The 21,579-nt window shown below is 36.7% G+C and carries 21 protein-coding genes and 5 tRNA genes; 18 read left to right on the forward strand and 8 right to left on the reverse strand.

Features of this window, described 5'->3' with window-relative positions; translation table 11 throughout:
* Positions 1 to 3: 3 nt before the first annotated feature.
* Positions 4 to 393 carry a hypothetical protein gene (locus AOY20_RS05445; RefSeq protein ID WP_054580924.1) on the forward strand — a complete coding sequence of 130 codons (390 nt, stop codon included), beginning with the start codon at positions 4 to 6 and terminating at the stop codon, positions 391 to 393.
* Between the two features lie 192 nt (positions 394 to 585).
* The gene (ddlA, locus tag AOY20_RS05450; RefSeq protein ID WP_054580925.1) at positions 586 to 1,683 is read left to right on the forward strand and encodes a D-alanine--D-alanine ligase; all 1,098 of its coding nucleotides are present in this window, start codon (positions 586 to 588) and stop codon (positions 1,681 to 1,683) included.
* 53 nt (positions 1,684 to 1,736) lie between these two features.
* Here the strand turns inward: ddlA and ruvX are convergent, their stop codons facing one another.
* Together ruvX and AOY20_RS05460 are read right to left on the reverse strand one after the other, a co-directional pair.
* Complete coding sequence (ruvX, locus tag AOY20_RS05455) at positions 1,737 to 2,177, reverse strand: Holliday junction resolvase RuvX (protein ID WP_054580926.1); 441 nt, start codon at positions 2,175 to 2,177, stop codon at positions 1,737 to 1,739.
* Positions 2,170 to 2,724 (reverse strand): YqgE/AlgH family protein, encoded by a 555-nt coding sequence (locus AOY20_RS05460; protein WP_054580927.1) that lies wholly within the window; start codon positions 2,722 to 2,724, stop codon positions 2,170 to 2,172. The genes ruvX and AOY20_RS05460 overlap by 8 nt, the downstream gene beginning before the upstream one ends.
* Positions 2,725 to 2,998: 274 nt before the next feature.
* Between AOY20_RS05460 and AOY20_RS05465 the strand changes: the two genes are divergently transcribed.
* Positions 2,999 to 3,727 carry a hypothetical protein gene (locus AOY20_RS05465; protein WP_054580928.1) on the forward strand — a complete coding sequence of 243 codons (729 nt, stop codon included), beginning with the start codon at positions 2,999 to 3,001 and terminating at the stop codon, positions 3,725 to 3,727.
* Positions 3,728 to 3,816: 89 nt separating this feature from the next.
* Here AOY20_RS05465 and recN read toward each other — a convergent pair whose 3' ends face one another.
* Positions 3,817 to 5,475, reverse strand: coding sequence for a DNA repair protein RecN (gene recN, locus AOY20_RS05470; RefSeq protein WP_054580929.1), 1,659 nt, complete (start codon positions 5,473 to 5,475; stop codon positions 3,817 to 3,819).
* A 499-nt stretch (positions 5,476 to 5,974) separates the two neighbouring features.
* Between recN and ppnP the strand changes: the two genes are divergently transcribed.
* The 3 genes from ppnP (at position 5,975) to AOY20_RS05485 (ending at position 8,099) form a co-directional block, all read left to right on the forward strand.
* Positions 5,975 to 6,298: a pyrimidine/purine nucleoside phosphorylase gene (gene ppnP / locus AOY20_RS05475; protein ID WP_054580930.1), complete on the forward strand. Its 324-nt coding sequence runs from the start codon at positions 5,975 to 5,977 to the stop codon at positions 6,296 to 6,298.
* Between the two features lie 129 nt (positions 6,299 to 6,427).
* Entirely contained in the window at positions 6,428 to 7,177 is a 750-nt protein-coding gene (gene rlmB, locus AOY20_RS05480; RefSeq protein WP_054580931.1) for a 23S rRNA (guanosine(2251)-2'-O)-methyltransferase RlmB, read from the forward strand.
* A 34-nt stretch (positions 7,178 to 7,211) separates the two neighbouring features.
* A complete protein-coding gene (locus tag AOY20_RS05485; protein WP_081403362.1) occupies positions 7,212 to 8,099 on the forward strand; it encodes a DMT family transporter in 888 nt (295 codons plus the stop codon).
* Between the two features lie 19 nt (positions 8,100 to 8,118).
* Here the strand turns inward: AOY20_RS05485 and coaE are convergent, their stop codons facing one another.
* From coaE to AOY20_RS05505, 4 genes are read right to left on the reverse strand one after another with little or no spacing between them, the layout of a single operon-like run.
* Positions 8,119 to 8,727, reverse strand: a complete 609-nt coding sequence (gene coaE, locus AOY20_RS05490) for a dephospho-CoA kinase (protein ID WP_054580933.1) — start codon at positions 8,725 to 8,727, stop codon at positions 8,119 to 8,121.
* An 8-nt stretch (positions 8,728 to 8,735) separates the two neighbouring features.
* The gene (locus tag AOY20_RS05495; RefSeq protein WP_054580934.1) at positions 8,736 to 9,596 is read right to left on the reverse strand and encodes a prepilin peptidase; all 861 of its coding nucleotides are present in this window, start codon (positions 9,594 to 9,596) and stop codon (positions 8,736 to 8,738) included.
* Positions 9,596 to 10,822: a type II secretion system F family protein gene (locus AOY20_RS05500; protein ID WP_054580935.1), complete on the reverse strand. Its 1,227-nt coding sequence runs from the start codon at positions 10,820 to 10,822 to the stop codon at positions 9,596 to 9,598. Before AOY20_RS05500 ends, AOY20_RS05495 begins: the two co-directional genes overlap by 1 nt.
* A 24-nt stretch (positions 10,823 to 10,846) precedes the next feature.
* Entirely contained in the window at positions 10,847 to 12,628 is a 1,782-nt protein-coding gene (locus AOY20_RS05505; RefSeq protein ID WP_054580936.1) for an ATPase, T2SS/T4P/T4SS family, read from the reverse strand.
* Positions 12,629 to 12,908: 280 nt separating this feature from the next.
* Between AOY20_RS05505 and tpiA the strand changes: the two genes are divergently transcribed.
* From tpiA to AOY20_RS05565, 12 genes are all read left to right on the forward strand, one after another.
* Positions 12,909 to 13,700 carry a triose-phosphate isomerase gene (tpiA, locus tag AOY20_RS05510; protein ID WP_054580937.1) on the forward strand — a complete coding sequence of 264 codons (792 nt, stop codon included), beginning with the start codon at positions 12,909 to 12,911 and terminating at the stop codon, positions 13,698 to 13,700.
* A 13-nt stretch (positions 13,701 to 13,713) separates the two neighbouring features.
* Positions 13,714 to 14,043, forward strand: a complete 330-nt coding sequence (gene secG / locus AOY20_RS05515) for a preprotein translocase subunit SecG (protein WP_054580938.1) — start codon at positions 13,714 to 13,716, stop codon at positions 14,041 to 14,043.
* 53 nt (positions 14,044 to 14,096) lie between these two features.
* Positions 14,097 to 14,181 (forward strand) — tRNA-Leu (locus tag AOY20_RS05520).
* A 50-nt stretch (positions 14,182 to 14,231) separates the two neighbouring features.
* Positions 14,232 to 14,308, forward strand: a tRNA-Met gene (locus AOY20_RS05525).
* A gap of 71 nt (positions 14,309 to 14,379) precedes the next feature.
* Positions 14,380 to 14,456: transfer RNA gene (locus tag AOY20_RS05530), tRNA-Met, on the forward strand.
* Positions 14,457 to 14,523: 67 nt separating this feature from the next.
* Positions 14,524 to 14,600 (forward strand) — tRNA-Met (locus AOY20_RS05535).
* Positions 14,601 to 14,687: 87 nt separating this feature from the next.
* Positions 14,688 to 14,764 (forward strand) — tRNA-Met (locus AOY20_RS05540).
* Positions 14,765 to 14,977: 213 nt separating this feature from the next.
* Positions 14,978 to 15,502 (forward strand): ribosome maturation factor RimP, encoded by a 525-nt coding sequence (rimP, locus tag AOY20_RS05545; protein WP_054580939.1) that lies wholly within the window; start codon positions 14,978 to 14,980, stop codon positions 15,500 to 15,502.
* 33 nt (positions 15,503 to 15,535) lie between these two features.
* The gene (nusA, locus tag AOY20_RS05550) at positions 15,536 to 17,020 is read left to right on the forward strand and encodes a transcription termination factor NusA (protein WP_054580940.1); all 1,485 of its coding nucleotides are present in this window, start codon (positions 15,536 to 15,538) and stop codon (positions 17,018 to 17,020) included.
* A gap of 10 nt (positions 17,021 to 17,030) precedes the next feature.
* Complete coding sequence (gene infB, locus AOY20_RS05555) at positions 17,031 to 19,733, forward strand: translation initiation factor IF-2 (protein WP_054580941.1); 2,703 nt, start codon at positions 17,031 to 17,033, stop codon at positions 19,731 to 19,733.
* Complete coding sequence (locus AOY20_RS05560) at positions 19,733 to 20,137, forward strand: ribosome-binding factor A (protein WP_054580942.1); 405 nt, start codon at positions 19,733 to 19,735, stop codon at positions 20,135 to 20,137. The genes infB and AOY20_RS05560 overlap by 1 nt, the downstream gene beginning before the upstream one ends.
* Positions 20,138 to 20,437: 300 nt before the next feature.
* Complete coding sequence (locus AOY20_RS05565) at positions 20,438 to 21,118, forward strand: tetratricopeptide repeat protein (protein WP_054580943.1); 681 nt, start codon at positions 20,438 to 20,440, stop codon at positions 21,116 to 21,118.
* A gap of 59 nt (positions 21,119 to 21,177) precedes the next feature.
* Here AOY20_RS05565 and AOY20_RS05570 read toward each other — a convergent pair whose 3' ends face one another.
* Positions 21,178 to 21,579, reverse strand: a complete 402-nt coding sequence (locus AOY20_RS05570; RefSeq protein ID WP_054580944.1) for a Na+/H+ antiporter subunit G — start codon at positions 21,577 to 21,579, stop codon at positions 21,178 to 21,180.

Genomic DNA, 21,579 nt, shown 5'->3' on the forward strand with positions numbered 1-21,579 from the left:
GTCATGCTAAAAAAAATGATGATATTCATGACAGGTACTGCATTACTTGCAGGATGTGCGACTACACAAAAAGTGATGTCTACACTTGAAACACCTATAGAAACGGTAGCGAATACACCTTTAGAACAGGTTTTAGAATTACAACCTGAGTTAAAATCGGAATTGACCAATACTGAAATCCGTCAGGTTTTTAATGCAGTTGAATCTCCAAATGTTGCACAAGTTATGGTGCTTCAAGCAGGCTTGTTAGATGATTCGGTCAATGCAATTCGTACGACTTATCGTTTTAAGCTGAATCAAAATGAGCTTTGGCAACAAATTGATAAAGTGACTGAATATAAGTGTGCCCGAGGCGAAAATACAAAATCATTTCAGAAGAAGTTATGTCGTTAATATTGATTGATATTTAAAGCAATTTTCGTTAAAAGCGTATCTAAGGGATACGCTTTTTTATTGGGCTTAATTGTTGTAATAAATATTCCAGTTAAAAAGATTTTTTACATCATGATTTGACAAAAATAATAAAGAATAGAGAAAAAAGAAAGGCTATTGTGATTTACTAATCTTATTGAGGGCAATGGACTAATGAAAAAGCGCGTAGGGATTATCTTTGGTGGGAAATCAGCTGAACATGAGGTTTCTTTACAATCTGCAAAAAATATTGTTGAGGCAATTGATAAACAACGATTTGAGGTTGTTTTAATTGGAATTGATAAGCAGGGTGCATGGAAAATTTTTGAACAAGAACATTATATTGAAAATGATAATAATCCTAGGCTGATTGCCATTAATGATGCGGGTCATGATCTACAAATACAATTTCGAACCGATGAAAATAAATTTCTAGAACAAAGAAAAGAGGGAATTTCTCAGTTGTCTTCCATTGATGTGATATTTCCTATTATTCATGGCACATTGGGGGAGGATGGTTTTCTTCAAGGGATGATGAATATACTAGATATTCCTTACGTTGGATGTGATGTTTTAAGTTCTGCTTTGTGTATGGATAAAGATATTTCAAAGCGGTTATTATTGGCAGCAGGTATACCGGTTACCCCTTATATTGCAATACATGCTTACCAGCGTAATCAACTTTCATTTGAGAAAATTCAAGATAAATTAGGACTACCTATTTTTATTAAGCCTGCAAATCAAGGCTCTTCTGTTGGAATTAGTAAAGTAGAAAATTCTCAAGAATTTGAAAAAGCGATTGAAACTGCATTCCTTTATGATGAAAAAATACTGATAGAAAAATTTGTGAATGGGCGTGAAATTGAATGTGCTGTTTTGGGAAGTAGTGCACATCCTACAGCAAGTGTTTGCGGTGAAATAGAAATACAAAGTTCTTTTTATTCATATGATGCCAAATATATTAATAGTGAAGCTTCACGTATGGTAATTCCTGCAAAAATTTCCGAGGAATTAAGTGAAAAAATACGTCAGCAGTCAATTCAAGCTTTTCAGATATTAGGCTGCTCTGGATTGGCTAGAATAGATTTTTTTCTCACAGAAAATAATGAGATTTATCTTAATGAGTTAAATACATTACCGGGTTTTACCCATAAAAGTATGTATTCTAAACTTTGGGAAAAGAGTGGATTAAGCTATTCAGATTTAATTTCAAAATTAATTGATTTAGCAATAGAAAGATACACTGAATTAAAAAAATTTAGAAATATTTGATTTAGACGATAATGCTTTCCCCCCTCTATATACAGAGGGGAAATAATCAAAAATTAAGGTCGAACCCCTTCAGGGTGTCTATACCAACTTTCAATAAATAATGCAGCTGCAATACTATCTGCCGAAACTTTTTTACGACCTTGCGCTTGATAGCTTTCCAACTCACCGCGAGCTTCACGTGTTGTTAAACGCTCATCGACCATCAACGTTTCAATATTGGTTTGATGGCGCAAACGTCGTGCAAACTTACGTGCACGTGCAGAAAGTTCAGATTCAGTTTCATCCATATTTAAAGGCAAACCGACTAAAAACAAGTTAGGCTGATACTGCTTTACAATTTTTAAAAGTTCATCCCAATTTGGAATACCATCTTTCATTGGAAATAACACAAGAGGGTTGGCACTTTCAATCAATGATTGACCCACTGCCATTCCCATTTTTTGTGTGCCAAAGTCAAATGCCATAATCATTTGAGCTGAATTTACATCAGGCATGTCCGATCTCAGAAGAAAGCCAAGTACGATCTATGCCCATTTTTTTATAGGCTGCATCCCAGCGATCGTCATAAGGAAGATTAAAAATTAAATCCATGTCGGCATCACAAACCAGCCAGTCTCCACGAGACATTTCTTGCTCTAATTGGTTTTTTCCCCAACTCGCATAGCCTAACGCAATTTGATAGCGACCAACACCTTCATTATGTGCAATTGCATCTAAAATATCTTTAGATGTGGTTATACAGATGTTTTCTCCAACGGCAATTGAAGAATGCCAAGTCGGTTGTCCTGTATGTAGAACAAAACCCGCTTCAGGGCGTAAAGGACCACCTTGTAAAACCTCATGCGGATTGACATGATCTGCTTCAATATCTAAGTCATTTAATAATTCTTTTACTTGAATGCCAGCAGGGCGATTAATAATAATTCCTTGAGCGCCATCTTCATCATGACGTGCTAAATAAATGACTGTATTTGCAAAGAAATCATCATCCATATTAGGCGGAGCAATGAGACAACGATGTGTCAGATATTGTTTGGTCACCTAATTATTTCTCCTTATAGATCTGCTTCATTTTAGGTAGATATTTAATCAAAATACTAGACAAACTCAGCTTCAACAATCAATTTTTATAAGAATGTGGCTGGAGAGCGTATTAAAAATAAATTAAATGTGTTTTGTTTGTCTTAATTGGTTTAAAAAGATGAAAATTATGATTTTATCAATATGATTGGATTTTAAATTATAGTTAGCTTTTATTTTATACCGTATGAATTACTGTTTAAACTTAAAATAGCATTTTTTATAGGGAATACCAATGTTTAAAGTAACAAAGACTTTCGCATTGTGTGGTCTTGCATTCTTGGGCGTTTCCAATGTTTATGCAAATCATGCTGATTTGGAAAAATTTGAACAGCAGATTATTCAGAAATATAAAAATAGTGATTATTTTGCAGTGAATGGAGAAATAGAAGAAGCAATATCAAATAAAATCTCACAAGATAGTTCAAGCTTGACTTATGAATTTTCAAATTTACAAAAAAATAATTATGTAAGTATTAAATATTCACCTGATAAAAAACTTAAATTTTATACCTTTGATGTATCGGGTGGTGGAACGATGGGGGAATGGTATTCAGATGTGCAATATAAAACGAATAATGTGATTCATGTTGATGAATTTACAGCAGGTTCAATTTTAGATATTAAACAAGTCAATATAGGAAATAAAACTATTTATTTGATTCAAAGCTATTATAAAGGGGATAGTTGTCATGGACTTTATAATTTACGCGCTGTAGAAATTGGTTCAAAACAGCTATTAAAAGCTTATGTTTTTGAAGATAAAAATAAAAAAAGCCATGAAATTGATGTCGAATATGATTGTCATTATGATCAGGATCGAAGTAGTGCATCGAGCTATTTCCGTATTCATCCTAAAACAATAGATGTGATGTTATTAAATGAAAATTTCATCCCACAAAATAAATATTTGCGTTATAGCCTAGGAAAAACAGGTTATCGCTATACAGGTATTGTGAAATAAAAAAAGACATATCTGTGGATATGTCTTTTTAAATTCAAAGTAAAATTAACTCAGTTTCAATTCAGTTAAATTTAAATTCAAAACTAAATTTAGTGTTGAAACTTGAGTTGTCTTAATTGTTTTGCATGCTGAAGGGTGGTTTCATTAATTTCAATTCCACCTGTCATACGTGCTAATTCTTGAATTCGATCATCTTCTTCAAGTGCAAAAATAGTACTACTTGCAGGATCTGTTTGACGCTTTTTCACCAATAAATGTTGATCAGACTGAGCTGCAACTTGTGCTTGATGGGTAATACATAAAATTTGTACGTGTTCTGCTAAACCTGCAAGCAAACGACCCACAATTTCAGCTGTACCTCCACTAATACCAACATCAATTTCATCAAAGACTAAAACTTCAGATTCAGTTTTTTCAGCATTCATGACTTGCATGACTAATGCAATACGAGATAATTCACCACCTGAAGCTACACGTGCTAAAGGTTGTGCTGGAATGCCTTTGTTGGCAGTAAAGAGCAATTGAATAAAACTTAAACCTTCACTAGATGCTTGCTCAAGTGGTTCAAATTTAAATTCAAAGTGTGCTTCAGGAAGTGCAAGTTGTTTGACTTGTTCTGTGAGTTGTTTTGCTAAAGGCGTTGCTGCTTCACGTCGAATTTGATCAAGATATTCAGCTTTGGTAATAAAATCTTGATAAGAAACTTCAACTTGTTCTGCAAGTGTTTCTGGATCTTCAAGTTGATGAAGCTGTTCTAATTCAGTTTGCCAGGATTCATATTCTTGCTTTAGATTTTCTGGTTGTGTGCGGTATTTACGTGCTAAACGATGGAAAAGCTCAAGATGAGTATTTAGCTCTTCCATGCGTTCAGGATCAAAACTCTGACGATCTATAAACTGACGTAAGTTAGCCGTTGCATCATCTAATTCGCTTTGTGCATTGAGCAGTGAGTTATAAATTTCAGAAAGTTGTTCACTACGTCCTGAATGCGATTCAATGCGTTTTAAAATGGAAGATAATTCTTGATTAATATTTTGTTCAGCATCATCAAGCGCAGCTAAGCCATAACCACAATCTTGCATGATATGTTCATGATGGCTGAGGCGATCAAACTCTTGTTCAATCTCTTTGTAATCGATTTGAACAAGTTCTTCAAGTTCTTCAAGCTGTAATTCAAGTGTCTCGATGCGTTGTTTACGTGTTGCTTGAGCATCTAATGCTGCTTGATGCTGGCGAATATCTTTTTGCCATTTGCTATAAGCATTTCTGACTGCTTGGGCAGGTTCATAGAAGTTGCAGTAACGGTCTAGCCAGTGTTTTGGATAAGGGGGTTCAAGTAATTGTTGTTGGCTATGTTGGCTATAAAGTTGTACCAATAAACGCCCAAGTTCTTTTAGTTCAGATAAACTACTTGGACGACCATTAATCCATGCTTTACTTCGACCAGTTGCAAAAATCACACGACGTAAATGAATTTCACCAGATTCATCATCTAGCTCATGCTCTTTTAGCCATTGTTCTTCTGCAGATGCTTCTTGATAGCTAAAAGTTGCCGTTACATCTGCTTTATCTGAGCCATAGCGGACATAGTTGGTATCTGTTCTTTCACCTAGGCATGCGGAAAGAGCATCGAGTAAAAGAGATTTACCTGCACCCGTTTCACCCGTTAAAACATTGAAACCTTTATCAATGTCGAGGGCTAAGTGGTCGGCTAAAGCAAAGTTAATCAGAGTTAAATGTGTCAGCATAAACGCATCCGAACTGCGAAAAGTTTGAGTTAAGGGTCATTCAGTATTGTTGTTACAAACTAACTTATATTCGAAATTGACTGAAAACCCAATGATTTTATCGCAAAATTAAAGTCGAAGATAAAATAATTATATTCACTTCTATCAAGATAGAATGAATTTTATTTTTTTGAAATGTTAATTTGCCATAAATTTGTTGAATTGTGGAATAAATATTGCTGTATAAAAGTATGTAAAACGCGTTTACCAAAATATACATTTGTTGTTTTATCGGTCTGTATAAAAGTTATTTGTGATTCGGCTAAACTTGATTTAGACTCTCGAAAATTGCAATTAAATTAGCAGATATAAGGTACAGTTTGTGAGCGTTTTGTGGTGAACAGTTCATCTTCTGTAAACGTATATCAATGAACGATTTTTTGGCATGGATTGATTGGCTTTAAGAAATATTTTGTATTTCTCAATCATATAAATAAAAAGTGTTATCTGGAGAATAAGCATGTCAGCTCAGTTTGATCATGTATCAGTGGTAAAAAAATCAAATGTTTACTTTGGTGGTTTATGCATTAGTCATACTGTTCAATTTGAAGATGGTACTAAGAAAACTTTAGGTGTTATTTTACCGAGTGAAAATGCTTTAACTTTTGAAACTCATGTACCTGAACGTATGGAAATCATTTCAGGTGAATGCCGTGTCATTATTGCAGATAGTGAAGAAAGTGAATTATTCCGTGCAGGTCAATCATTTTATGTTCCTGGGAATAGCCGTTTTAAAATCGAAACAGATGATGTTTTAGATTATGTTTGCCATTTAGAAGGCTAAGATATCCATCTACATCAAACAAAGAATTTTTAACCTGAATCGGTTAAACTAGTCTTTGAGCATAAATCCTGTGAAGTTGGCTTTGCAGGATTTTTCTTTTTCTTTGTATTAGTTAATTAGAGGTCGTTCATGGCTAAACCTGAATATTATTATGGCGTTCACTCAGTGGAGTCATTGTTAGAGCTTGAGCCTGAGCGTGTTCTTACTTTATTTACATTGAAAGGTCGTGATGATCATCGTTTAAAGCGTGTTTTAGAATTGGCAGAGCCTTTTGGTGTAAGCGTGCAACAAGCGAGTCGTGACAAGTTAGAGAAGCTTGCAGGCTTACCGTTTCACCAAGGGGTTGTAGCGGCTGTTCGAGCACATCCAACATTAAATGAACAAGATTTAGAACTTTTATTAAAAACTTCAAATCAGCCATTATTGTTGGCACTTGATCAAGTGACAGATCCACATAATTTAGGCGCATGTATTCGTACTGCTGCTGCGATGGGTGTCGAAGCTGTTATTGTGCCACGTGATCGTTCGGCAAGCTTAACGCCAACAGCGCGTAAAGTTGCTGCTGGTGGTGCTGAAAAAGTGAAATTTATTCAGGTAACAAATTTGGCACGTACTTTAGGTCAAATTAAAGAAGAGTTTAATGTACGTGTTGTTGGCACAATGCTTGATGACAAAGCATTACCTATTCAAAACTTCGACTTTACAGGTACACCTGTATGTGTGGTGATGGGTGCTGAAGATACTGGATTACGTCCAATTACACAGTCACAATGTGATCAGACTGTATTTATTCCAATGGCAGGAAATTTGCAAAGTTTAAACGTGAGTGTTGCAACTGGAATGGCATTGTATGAAGCATGTCGTCAGCGTAATGTTTAAGTTGTATATAGCTTATTTTGAAAGTATCTAAATCATGACATCAAAAACTCAAGGTTATTTGTACGTTCTTATTACAATGTGTATTTGGGGCGGTTTTACAATAACTTCGAGGCTAAGTGTGAAATGGCAAATTGAAGTGTGGGATTTAACCGCGCTTCGTTTTTTATTGGCGTTTTGTATTTTAATGCCAATTTTAATTTGGAAAAAAGACACTGCATTTTTATGGAAAAAAGAACCATTTATTTTGGCTCTAATAGGCGGTGTTATTTATTGTTTAACGGCTTATAGTGCTTTTAAATATGTACCTGCTGCGCATGCAGCTATTTTTTTGAATGGTTGTATTCCACTTTGTACAGCGGTTGCTGGTTTTCTTTTATTTAAACAACCTTTTGATCGACATACATGGTTAAGTCTTATCATTATGCTGATTGCTATTACAGCAATGAGTGCGTTGATGTATCAAGAAACGGGTGTTGCCTTTGGCTTTGGTGATTTGTTGTTCACTTTAAGCGCCATGTGGTGGGGGATTTTTACCGTTCTTTTAAGACAATGGAAATTGTCTGCGTGGCATGCAATGTCAGGTGTTGCAATTTGGTCAGCACTAATTTATTTACCTGTATATTTATTATTTTTACCTAAAAATTTAACAGCACCGGAACCCATGCACTTGTTTTCACAAGTCATTTTTCATGGCATTTTTGTGGTGATTATTGCGACCTTGACCTATGTAGAAGCCATTAAAAGATTAGGTGCATTTAAGACGGGTAGTATTGTGACTTTAGCACCATTTATTGCTGCTGTTTTGGCTGTGCCATTATTGGGTGAGCCATTAAGCTTTGCGATTATTTGTGGTTTATTTGGTATGGGGATTGGTGCATTACAACCTTGGCGTTGGTTTGCACAAAAGAAATTACATCATTAATCATGAGTTTTACACTACATTATGATGAATACTGTTGCGCCATTGCTAAGTATTTTTCATGTAATGGCTGTAACTTCTCATACAAATGTTCTAGTTGACCATCATTTAATACAACATCATTTGCAAGTTTCTGTTTTTCTTGGCGAGGCATTTGTGCTGAAATAATTTTTTCAATTTGTTCTATATTTTGTTCATCACGTTGTGAAGCTCTTTGAATTTGTAATTCTTCTGATGCATCAATTAATAACGTATGTTGAGCAAGTTGATACTGATTAGTTTCAAATAAAAGCGGAGATACGAGAATGACATAAGCGCTTTGAGCATTTTGTAATTGTTGAATGATAGATGCACGAATAGCAGGATGTGTAATATTTTCTAAAGTTTTTCGTGCTGTTGGATTTTGAAAAATATGTTCACGTAAAGCACGTCGATTGAGTTCTCCATTTTCGAGTAAAACCCAATCTCCAAATGTTTGATGAATTTGAGCTAAAGCAGGTTGCCCCAATTCAACGATTTCTCTTGCAACAATATCGGCATCTACAACTACAATATTCTGAGATTCAAACCATTGGCTTGCAGCTGATTTACCACTTCCGATACCACCTGTTAATCCCAAAATAAAGCGCATATATTTCCTTAGTAACTTAAATAAAATGTCATGATTGAATCACCCCATAAAAATGCGATCCATCCAGCAATAGCAATATATGGTCCAAATGCGAAAGGCAAATTTTCTTTGCGTACTTTCATTAGAACTATGCCAATAATAGCACCAATAAAAGAAGAAAGAAGAATAATCAGGGGGAGGTATAAAGGACCTAGCCATGCGCCAAGTGCAGCAAGAAGCTTAAAGTCACCATATCCCATGCCTTCCTTACCTGTAATCAGCTTAAAAATATAATAAACGATCCAAAGACATAAAAAACCAACAATATAACCCCAAATTGCAGCGCTGGGAGATGTGTAAAGTGAAAAACTATTGATGGCTAAACCCAAGCCTGCCAAGGGGAGGGTGAGGTGATCAGGTAACAGTTGTGTATCAAAATCAATGAAGCTAAGCGCAAGAAGAAAATAGGTCAGTACTAAACCAAAAAGCATTTGTACACTTGGACCATAAATATAGACTACAGTTAAGGCACAAATGGCTGTAAGCATTTCAATACATGGATAACGCCAACTAACTTTATATTTGCAATATGCACACTTGCCAAGTAATACCATCCAACTGATTACAGGAATATTGTGATACCAATGAATAGCGTGATGACAATGTGGACAAGTAGACTTAGGATGACTCAATGTTAATTTTTTTTGGTCAATTATAGGTTGTTCCGGATGTAATAAAAGCTGACATTCCTGATGCCACTCTTGTTCCATTATTTTAGGTGTGCGATAAATCACAACGTTTAAGAAGCTACCAATACATAAGCTAAAAATCCCAACTGCAATATAAAGTGCAGTTGGGTGTGTCATAAAATACTGAATAAAATTTTCCATTAAAGTACAGATCCCATTTGGAAAATTGGTAAGTACATTGCAACCACTAAACCTCCAATCAAAATGCCTAAAATCACCATGATAAAAGGCTCCATCATTGATGTTAGACCATCTACAGCATGATCAACTTCATTTTCATAATAGTTTGCGACTTTATCTAGCATGTCATCTAATGCGCCAGATTCTTCACCAATAGCCACCATTTGAATTGCCATAGTAGGAAATTTTTCTGTTCTACGCATCGCAAATTGGAGCTGCTGACCTGATGCAACATCTTCTCTTATTTTAAGTACAGCATCTTCATAAACATGATTATTGGTCGCACCTGCAGTAGACTCTAAAGCATCTATTAATGGGACACCAGCTGAAAATGTTGTAGAAAGTGTACGGCTATAGCGAGCAATAATGGCTTTATAAATCAGGCTTCCGAAAATAGGCATTTTAAGTACAAAACGATCTAAAAAATATTGAAATTTAAGACTTCTTCTTTTTGCTTGTATAAAAATAATCAGCGTTAAAATCATTCCAATAAGAAGAAAGAGCCAAAAACTTTGAAACCATCGGGACATACCGACCACCATTTTAGTAAATGCTGGAAGATCTGCACCAAATGAAGCAAAAAGCTCTTCAAAAACAGGAATGACTTTAATCATAAGCACAATGGTTACGGCTATAGCTACAACCAGTACCGTTGCTGGATATTTAATGGCTTTTTTAATTTTTTGTTTAAGAATTTCACTCTTTTCTTTGTAAAGTGCAACACGATCTAGCATAGTTTCGAGTGAGCCAGATTGCTCTCCTGATTCAATAAGTGAACAAAATAATTTATCAAAATATTGAGGATACTTTCTTAGTGCTTCTGCAAAAGTATGTCCACCTTCGACATCACCTTTAATATTTAAAACAACTTCACGCATAGAAGGATTATCTAAACCTTCAGCAACAATTTCAAAGCCTTGTACGAGAGGTACGCCAGCTTTCATCATGGTAGCAAGTTGTCGTGTGAAAACAGTAATATCGAGGGTAGAAACTCGTTTTTTTATCAGATTGTCGAGTACATTTTTTTTCTTTTCTCGAATTGATTTAACACTTATTCCTTGTTTTCTTAAAGTTACTTTTGCGAGGTTAATATTTCGAGCAGGAAGCTCTCCTTTTAGTTTGATCCCCTTGCGATCCACGCCTTCATAAATATATGTTGGCATCATCTGATTTTTTTTGATTGCCATAAGTCTTGTCCTTTTTATTATCTATTATTCACTTGTAATACGGTTTATTTCTTGGAGTGAGGTAATTCCTTGCATTGCTTTGAGTAGCCCAGAGCGTCTTAAATTTTGAAACCCAGATAGTTGTGAAGCTTCCGCAATTTGTATCGAATTACAATCTTCCATAATGAGTCGTGAAATTTCAGGCGTCATTTTCATCACTTCATAAATGCCAATTCGACCTTTATACCCATCATGGCAAGCAGAGCAACCATTTGCATCATAGAGTTGGAATGTCGGATTTTGTATATCTTCTTCTGTAAACCCCATTTCTAATAAGCTTTGAAATGGAATATTGATTGGTCTTTTACATAGATGGCAAAGCCGTCTTGCTAATCGTTGTGCAATGACTAAATTGACTGAAGTTGCAATATTAAATGAAGGTACACCCATATTTCTTAAGCGTGTTAATGTTTCAGGAGCACTGTTAGTGTGTAATGTTGACATCACCATGTGACCAGTTTGGGCAGCTTTAATTGCAATTTCAGCTGTTTCTAAATCTCGAATTTCTCCGACCATAATAATGTCGGGATCTTGTCGTAGAAAGGAGCGTAATGTAGTTGCAATTTCAGCTGTTTCTAAATCTCGAATTTCTCCGACCATAATAATGTCGGGATCTTGTCGTAGAAAGGAGCGTAATGTAGTTGCAAACGTTAACCCAACTTTTTGATTTACATTGACTTGATTGATTCCTTCTAGGTTGATTTCAATAGGGTCTTCTACAGTAGAAATATTGACTTCTTCTTGGTTGAGAATACTGATTCCTGTGTAGAGTGAAACAGTTTTTCCTGAACCTGTTGGGCCCGTTATTAGCAACATTCCTTGAGGTTTGCTTAGTGCTTCCAAAAATAAAGCTTTTTGATCTGGCTCGTAACCTAAAGAATCAATACCCATCATTGCACTAGATGAATCTAGTATTCTAAGCACTAATTTTTCACCATATAGGGTAGGTAACGAATTTACCCTGAAGTCAAATGCTTTATGTTTAGAAAGTTTAAGTTTGATTCGACCATCTTGAGGAATACGTTTTTCTGAAATATCCATTTGGGACATGATTTTTATACGTGAAGCCAAGCGTGTTGCTAGTTGTAGTGGTGGTGTTGCAATTTGCCTTAAAACACCATCAATTCGATATCGAACACGATAAATTTTTTCATAAGGTTCGAAATGTAAATCAGAGGCTCCAATTCGAATTGCATCAACAAGCAATTTATTTACATATTTAACAATAGGGGATTCATCTTTTAAAATATCATCTTCAGTTGGTGTGGTTTTTTGGGTGTCATCACTGATTTCTAAATCAAAGTCATCATCGAAGTTAAATATCTCTTCACCACTATAATGTTGTTCTATTAATTTTTTAAGTTTGTCATATTCAACAATAATCGCCTCAATATGCATTTGGCTGCTAAAGCGAATTGCTTCTATTGCTGTAATGTTTGTTGGATTTGCTGTAGCTACATATAAAATGTTTGCTCGCCTAAAAATAGGCAAGATTTTGTATTTAGTGATTATTTTATCATTTACAGAGTCTTTAATAATTAATGATGAATCATAAGCATCTAAATCAAATAAAGGATCACCGAACTCATGAGAAATTGCTTTGGCAATATCGAGTGGGTGAATATGATGGTTTTGGATTAAATAAGGAACGATATCTTGGTCTAGTTGTTTAGCTGTTTCAATTGCAGATAACATATGTTCTGCATCGATCATTCCTTTCTCAACAAGTTGCCGAATAAAACCGGTAAACTTCGGTATAGATTGCATGCGTGATCCTTTATAATTATCTATATCTTTAAATTATTCATTATTCGATTAACAAAATTATACTTTTCTTTAACAAAAAAACCATATAAAAGTTTGATACTACTGAATATATCTTGATTTTTGTTGTGATAGAATTAACAGAATTTTTTTAATAAATGAAAAAATTTAAATGCATTTTCAAATTATTTTTTCAAAATCTAGAAATATATATTTTTTTAGCAGAAATTAAATTTACGTGTAGAATGTGCGCAATTGAAAAATAGTTTTGTGTGAGTTACATATGTCGGGGTCGACGATTACACCTTGGGTTGTAGGTAATTGGAAAATGAATCCAATAAAAGCCGATGCACTACAACTTGTTGAAAATTTCAAACATTTATTGCAAACAAACCCTATCGATGAAAATAAATGCCATTTAGGGATTGCACCAATTTCAATAGCGTTACCAATGGTGCAAGCTAATTTTTCATCGGCAAATCGAGCTATTTATACAGTTGCTCAAGATGTTTCTAAAGTAGCAGGAACAGGTGCCTATACAGGTGAATTAAGCGCAGAGCTATTAGTTGATAGCCAAATTCATTATGTATTAATTGGGCATTCAGAACGTCGAGAGTTTTTTGCTGATGATGCTGCAGCATTAAAGAAAAAAATAGGCAATGCATTAAATGCAGGAATGACTGTAATTTATTGCGTAGGCGAAAGTTTGGAGCAACGTGAAGCATGTCAAGCTGAAACTGTTGTGTTGCAACAAATTTGTGACATTGCTTCTGTAGTTGAATCTGAGCAATGGGAAAAAATAGTCATTGCTTATGAACCAATTTGGGCAATTGGTACAGGAAAAACAGCTTCTCCTGAAGATGCGCAAGCTATGCATGCTAAGATTAGAGAAGGGTTGACTCAAATTACTGCCAAGGGCGCAAATATTGCCATTTTATATGGTGGTAGTGTTAAACCTGAAAATGCAGTAGAGTTAGCAGCCTGTCCAGATATTAATGGTGCACTCGTTGGTGGTGCATCACTAAATGCTGAGTCTTTCTATCAAATTGCTCAAGCATTTGCGAATACAAAATAATTAGGAGTACAGCATGCAAACTTTTGTGCTGGTCGTACATATTATATTAGCTGTTTTAATGATCGTGTTGATTTTAGTTCAACATGGTAAAGGTGCTGACGCTGGCGCTTCTTTTGGCGGTGGTGGTGCTGCAACTGTGTTTGGTGCAGATGGTTCGGCAAATTTTTTGACAAGAGTAACAGCAATTTTGACTGCGTTATTTTTTGTTACAAGTTTGACACTTGCGATTTTTGCGAAAAAGCAAACATCGGATGCATATAGCTTAAGTTCAGTGCCTGTGACGACAAGTGCACCTGAAAAAACGCCTGAAACTTCATCAACTGCACCAAAAACTGCTGAATAATTCTATTTAGGTCTTTCTTTTTTAGACTGGTACGACTAGAATGCGTCACAGCTGCGGTGGTGGTGGAATTGGTAGACACGCTACCTTGAGGTGGTAGTGCTTTCGGGCGTGGGGGTTCAAGTCCCCCCTTCCGCACCAACAATTAGCCCAGAACTTATTTGTTGGTGAAGCAGCTGAAAATCTATTGATGCGGGATGGAGCAGTCTGGTAGCTCGTCGGGCTCATAACCCGAAGGTCGTTGGTTCAAATCCAGCTCCCGCTACCAATCAATCTTATTGTGAAGCGCAAACTTTCAATAAGCAGTTTATATAAAGCTGAGATGAATTTGCATATTGATGCGGGATGGAGCAGTCTGGTAGCTCGTCGGGCTCATAACCCGAAGGTCGTTGGTTCAAATCCAGCTCCCGCTACCAATCTTATTGTAAAGAGCAAACTTTCAATAGGCAGTTTATTAAAACTGAAGTAAAATTTGCATGTTGATGCGGGATGGAGCAGTCTGGTAGCTCGTCGGGCTCATAACCCGAAGGTCGTTGGTTCAAATCCAGCTCCCGCTACCAATCCAATTGAGGTGCAACTTAATTGGGCAAAATATAGAGTTTTGATTGAAAAGATTCAGTGTTTTGTATATAATTTTTGCACGTTGATGCGGGATGGAGCAGTCTGGTAGCTCGTCGGGCTCATAACCCGAAGGTCGTTGGTTCAAATCCAGCTCCCGCTACCAAGTTTCTAAAGAGGCTCACAACAAGGTGGGCCTTTTTGCACAGTGGATTTTGAAAAATTCAATGTGCGGTATTGGGGCGATTACGCCCTTTTTTATTGGCTATCGTGTAGTGTCGATATAAGCTGTATACGGCTTACGGTCAAATATGCTTCACTATAGTAAATGTATTATGGTTAATCAGGCCACTTTTTCGCACAAATTTGACGAGAGTAAATGAAGCTATCAAATAAAACTCAAGCACTTCAGGACTTAATTGCGCCAGCAGTGCAAGCATGTGATGTGGATCTTTGGGGAATTGATTTTGTTCCTCAAGGTAAACGTTCTTTATTACGTATCTATATTGATAAAGCAATTGATGCAAGTGCTGAACCAGTCGTTAATGAAGCTGGTGAAGTGGAGCAGGGGCGCGGTATCGGTGTACAAGATTGTGTTCGCGTAACACAACAAGTTGGTGCAATACTCGATGTTCATGATCCAATTTCAGGTGAATATGCGCTTGAAGTTTCATCGCCAGGTTGGGACAGACCTTTTTTCAAACTTGAACAAATGTCTGCTTATATAGGGCAACAAGTTGCATTACGCTTAATTAGTGCAGTAGAAAATCGTCGTAAGTTTCAGGCCAAACTCGTTGCAGTTGACCTAGAAAATGAAATGATTCAGGTTGAAGTTGAAAAGCAACTGGTATTGGAGATTGATAGTCACAATATCGACAAAGCTAACTTAATCTATCAAGATTAATTTATTAATAAGAATCTAACGAATAGGTGGCTTATGGCACGCGAAATTCTTACCGTAGTAGAAACGGTTAGTAACGAAAAAGGTGTAAGTCGCGAAGCAATTTTTGAAGCGCTTGAACAAGCTCTAGTTGCAGCGACTAAAAAGAAATTTTACGAAGGTACTCATTCTGAAGAAGCACGTTTACGTGTAGAAATCGATCGTAAAACTGGTGACTATAGCACTTTCCGTCAATGGGAAGTTGTTGCAGATGAAGATCATGAAATGCCAGCATGTCAAGATGCGATTTCTGATGTTGATCCAGCAAAATGGTCTATTGGTGATATTCGTGAGTTAGAAGTAGAATCAATTGATTTCGGTCGTATTGCAGCACAAATTGCAAAACAAGTGATTGTTCAAAAAATTCGTGAAGCAGAGCGTGCCTTAGTTGCTGATGCATATGAAGCCAAAGTTGGTGAGCTTATCTATGGTGAAGTTAAAAAACAAACCAAAGATGGTTTTATTATTGACTTAGGTGATAATGCAGAAGCCTACCTAGCTCGTGAAGAAATGATAGCAAAAGAAATTCTTCGTCCTAAACAGCGTATGAATGCTATTTTATATAGTGTGAATCGTGAAGGGCGCGGTGCTCAATTGTTATTGTCACGTTCTAAGCCAGAAATGCTAATTGCTTTAATGAAAAAAGAAATTCCTGAAATTTCTGAAGAAATTATTGAAATTAAAGCAGCAGCGCGTCAATCTGGTATCCGTGCAAAAATTGCTGTAAAAACTAACGATCATCGTATTGATCCAGTTGGTGCTTGTATTGGTATGCGTGGTACACGTATCCAAGCGGTGCAGCAAGAGTTAAATGGTGAACGTATTGATGTTGTTGTATGGTCTGATGATCCTGCTCAATATATCGCTAGTGCTCTAGAGCCAGCAGATGTATCAGGCATTGTGATTGATGAAGAAGAACGTACAGCAGATATTATTTTTGCAACTAGTGATCAATTGGCTCGTGCAATTGGTTCGCAAGGTCAAAATGTACGTTTAGCATCAGAACTCACAGGCTATAAATTGAACATGATGCTCGAAGAAGAGTATCATGCACGTCAGCAAAGCGAAGCGCAAAAATATTTAGACATGTTTGTAACACGTCTTGATATTGCAGAAGACCTTGCTATGGCATTGGTTGAAATGGGCTTTACTTCGTTAGAAGAAATTGCTTATGTACCAGCAGAAACATTTGATGAAATCGAATTAGATGCTGAAGTTGTGGAAATGTTGCAAAGTCGTGCGAAGGAAGTGACTTTAGCAGATGCATTAAAACAACAAGAAAACATTCAAGATCCGAGTGCTGAACTTCTAGCAATGGAAGGAATGACACAAGAGATCGCATATGCGCTTGCTACTCGTGGAGTTATAACTGTTGATGATCTTGCAGATCAGGCGACCGATGATATCGAAGATATCGAAGGTTTAGGTGCTGAAAAAGCAGGTCAACTCATCATGAAAGCGCGCGAATCATGGTTTAACTAGGAGGTAATATATGGCGGACAAGTCGATTAAAGAGTTGGCTCTCAGCGTGGATCGTTCCGTTGAGAAGCTCCTAGAGCAGGTTCGTGACGCAGGTTTACCTCAACGTAAAGCTGACGATATTATTTCTACTGAACAACAAGATGCCCTTGTAAACCATTTGAAGAAAATTCATGGTCAAGAAGCAGGTAATGCAGGACAAATCACGTTGAAACGTAAAACTACCAGTACAGCTAAAGTAGCGAGTACATCAGGTAAGGCAAAAACAATTAATGTAGAAGTTCGCAAGAAACATACATTTGTTAAGCCAGATCCTGAACAAATTAAAGCAGAAGCTTTAGCTAAAGCTAAAGCAGAACAAGAAGCTAATGCGGCAAAAGAGAAAAAACCTGCTGAACCAAAATCAGCACCTTCTCAACAATCTGGTGCTAGTAAAGCATTAGATGCAATGCGTGCTGCAGCAAAACAAACAAGCGATAAGCAAGAAGTTGCTAAAGCGGCTGTTGTTGTAAAGCGTAAATCTACCAACAAACCGATTGTAAAACAAGTTGTTAAAGCAACTGAAACTCCAGAGCAGAAAAAAGCACGTGAAGCTGAAGCAGCGAAATTAAAAGCTGTTGAAGAAGCTGCACGTCGTAAGGCTGCTGAAGAAGCTCAACAACGTACACTTGAGCAAATGCGTCAAATGGCGTCTAAATATTCTTCAGAAGATACAACTGCAACAATTCGTGTTGTAGATGACTCTCCATTGGCTGCTGGTCTTGTTGGTCAAGCATACGAAGATTCATTTGCAAAAGAAGACCGCGAAATTAAACGTGGTACGAATACTGCGACTGCACGTGCACCAAAAAAAGGTGGTCGTCGTGGTCAGGAAGAGCAAAGCTTTAGCAAACAGCCTAAACGTGGTTTAAAAACAAGCCAAGCAAACAAACATGGCTTTGAAAAACCTGTTAAAAAACAAGTTTATGATGTTGAAATTGGTGAAACAATTGTTGTTGCTGATTTAGCTGCAAAAATGGCAGTTAAAGTTCGTGAAGTAATTAAATCACTGATGAAAATGGGTGAATTGGTTACACAGAACCAAGCAATTGATCAGGAAATTGCTGCATTAGTTGTAGAAGAAATGGGCCATAATCCAGTTCGTGTATCTGATACTCAAGCAGAAGATAACTTACTTGAAGCAGCAGAAGGTGCTCGTGGTGCACAATCTACACGTCCTCCTGTGGTAACAATCATGGGTCACGTTGACCATGGTAAAACATCGCTTCTTGATCGTATTCGTCGTGCTAAAGTGGCTCAAGGCGAAGCTGGTGGTATCACACAGCATATCGGTGCTTATCATGTTACAACTGAGAAAGGTATTATTACTTTCTTAGATACACCGGGGCATGCAGCATTTACATCAATGCGTTCACGTGGTGCTAAAGCGACAGATATCGTGGTACTTGTTGTTGCTGCGGATGATGGTGTTATGCCGCAAACTGCGGAAGCAATTGATCATGCACGTGCAGCTGGTACACCAATTATTGTTGCAATCAATAAAATGGATAAAGAATCTGCTGATCCAGATCGCGTATTGAATGAATTAACAACCAAAGAAATCGTTCCTGAACAATGGGGCGGTGATGTACCAGTAGCAATGGTTTCAGCGCATACAGGTGCAGGTATTGATGAACTTCTAGACCTTATCTCGATTCAAGCTGAACTTCTAGAGCTTAAAGCTTCTGAAGAAGGTGCTGCACAAGGTGTTGTCATCGAAGCACGTGTTGATAACAGCCGTGGTGCGGTAACGTCGATCCTTGTACAAAATGGTACATTGAAAGTAGGCGATCTTGTTCTTGCTGGCGCATCTTACGGACGTGTTCGTGCGATGACAGATGAAAATGGTCAACGTATTCAATCTGCTGGCCCATCTATCCCAGTAGAGATTTTAGGTTTACCAGAAGCACCTATGGCTGGTGACGAAGTTCTTGTTGTGAACGATGAGAAGAAAGCACGTGAAGTTGCTGATGCTCGTATGGATCGTGAACGTCAAAAACGTCTTGAACGTCAATCTGCAATGCGTCTTGAAAATATCATGGCGTCTATGGGCAAAAAAGATGTACCAATTGTTAACGTTGTGCTTAAGACAGATGTACGTGGTACATTAGAAGCATTACATGTTGCACTTGCCGATCTTGCTACAGATGAAGTTGGCGTACGCGTGATTGGTTCAGGTGTTGGTGCAATCACTGAGTCTGATGTAACACTTGCAGAGTCTTCTGAAGCTGTACTTCTTGGCTTTAACGTACGTGCTGATGCAACTGCTCGTCAAAAAGCAGATGCTGATGGTATCGACATTCGTTATTATTCAATTATCTATCAATTGATTGATGATGTTAAAGCGGCAATGAGTGGTAAATTAGCACCAGAACATCGTGAAACGATTCTTGGTGTTGCACAAGTACGTGAAGTATTCCATTCGAGTAAATTTGGTGCAGCTGCTGGTTGTATGGTACTTGAAGGTACATTACACCGTAATAAACCGATTCGCGTATTACGTGATGACGTTGTTGTGTTCCAAGGTGAGCTTGAATCTCTTCGTCGCTTCAAAGAAGTGGTGGAAGAAGTTCGTGCGGGTATGGAATGTGGTCTTGCTGTTAAAGGTTATAAAGACATCAAAGCACTCGATAAGATCGAAGTTTATGATGTTCAATTGATCAAACGGAGTCTTTAATGGCGGGTAGTCAACGTCTTAAGCGTATGGCTGATACAGTTCAGAGAGAACTCTCTGAACTGATTCGTCAAGAGCTGAAAGATCCACGCTTAGGTGGTTTAGTGACCATCTCTGCGGTTAAAGTTAGCCCAGATTTAGGATATGCTGAAGTTTATGTGACTGTAATGGGGCGTGAACTTGGCGATGAGCAAAGTGAAGCTGCAAATAAAGAAACTTTAGATGTGTTAAATAAAGCATCTGGTTTCTTGCGTCATGAACTTGGTCGTCGTATTAAGACACGTATTACGCCACGTTTGCGTTTCCATTATGACAAAACCAATGCATATGGTAACTATATGTTTGGTCTAATTGCTGAAGCAGTGAAGGATTTACCTCCTGCTGAAGACAAAAAAGACGAAGAATAATTTTATTATTATTCTATAAAAGCCACCTTAGGGTGGCTTTTTTGTATTTGTTGATAAATTAATCTACAATGAATTTAAAATTATTTTAAATAATGATGAAGATGTATAAAAAATTGCTCTTTCTTTAATTTCTATATGTATATTTAATTATTCACATGCTTGTCTAAATTCTTATGATGATAAAGTTGAAGGTATGGAGCCGGATCCAACAAGTATTACTTTTGAAAGCCAAGCTAAGCGTGATGAGTTTTATCAAAATGAATTAGAAAAATTTTTAAAAAGTATCCAAAGCCTAAAACAGTGGAAGAGCAAAATGATTATGCTGTTCGATTGATTTATAATGGTAAATATAAAAAGGCAATTAAAATTTTATTAGAAATTGAAAAATCTAAACCTAATCTTTCAAATACGGCGGTCAATTTGGGAACGGCTTATGAGTTATTAGGGCAAAATGAAAATGCTAAATTTTGGATTGAAAAAGGCTTAAAGATTAATCCAAGCGTGCATAGAGGCAGTGAGTGGATTCATTTAAATATTTTAAAAGCAAAATTGGCAAATGCAGATTCTAAATGGATTAGAGAAAATCCAATATTAGAGTTAGATTTTGGAAGTGGATATTTTCCAAAATTGTCTCACGATTCTAATTTAAAGTGGGATATTGATAGCATAGATCGTTTAGCATATCAGGCAAAATTACAATTAAGAGAACGTCGGAAATTTATTTTTGGTCATGATTTAACAATGGCTAGGTTGGCTTATGAGTCAGCAAATGTTGAGGTATTGCGTGGTCAAATGTATGAAGCAAAATATAGAAATGGATTTAAGAATGAAATAGCGGATAAGCTAGCAACAGTTGCTGTAGAACATGGTTTAGAAAAAGGAAAAATAGAAGAAAAGCGTTTGAAAATGTTGCTGAGTGATTCTTTTATTTATCGATTTTTATTGGTGATTTGGGATTTTATTTCAAAACCTTTTAGATAAAACACCTTGGAAATAAAAATATAGTAACTTGTATTTATAGTTTTAAAAGATGATCTACTTTATAGAAGATCATCTTTTGTTGATTTGCTTTTAGAATAAAAAGCACGTCTGCGTGTACGTTGCCAAGGCAGTGGGCGATTTAGTGCTTCAGGAACTTCACCACTCATTGAGCGTAAGCGTAAATGAAGTGCAGCTTGGGCAATTAAATTTGCAGATACAGGTGCTGTAATAAAAGCAAATAATGTGATGAGAATTTCAGCAAAGCCGAATCTACCATGAAAGGCGGAATAAATAATAGCAGCAATTAAGAAGCTACCTAAGCCTAAGGTGCTTGATTTAGTTGGTGCATGGAGACGCATAAATAAGTCTGGTAAGCGAACCATCCCAATTGCACCAACGAGCATGAAAAAAGCACCAATGATAAGGAAAATAGAAACTAATATTTCCATTGTTAATTGCAT

This window comes from Acinetobacter equi (genome assembly GCF_001307195.1).
GTDB classification, from domain to species: domain Bacteria; phylum Pseudomonadota; class Gammaproteobacteria; order Pseudomonadales; family Moraxellaceae; genus Acinetobacter; species Acinetobacter equi.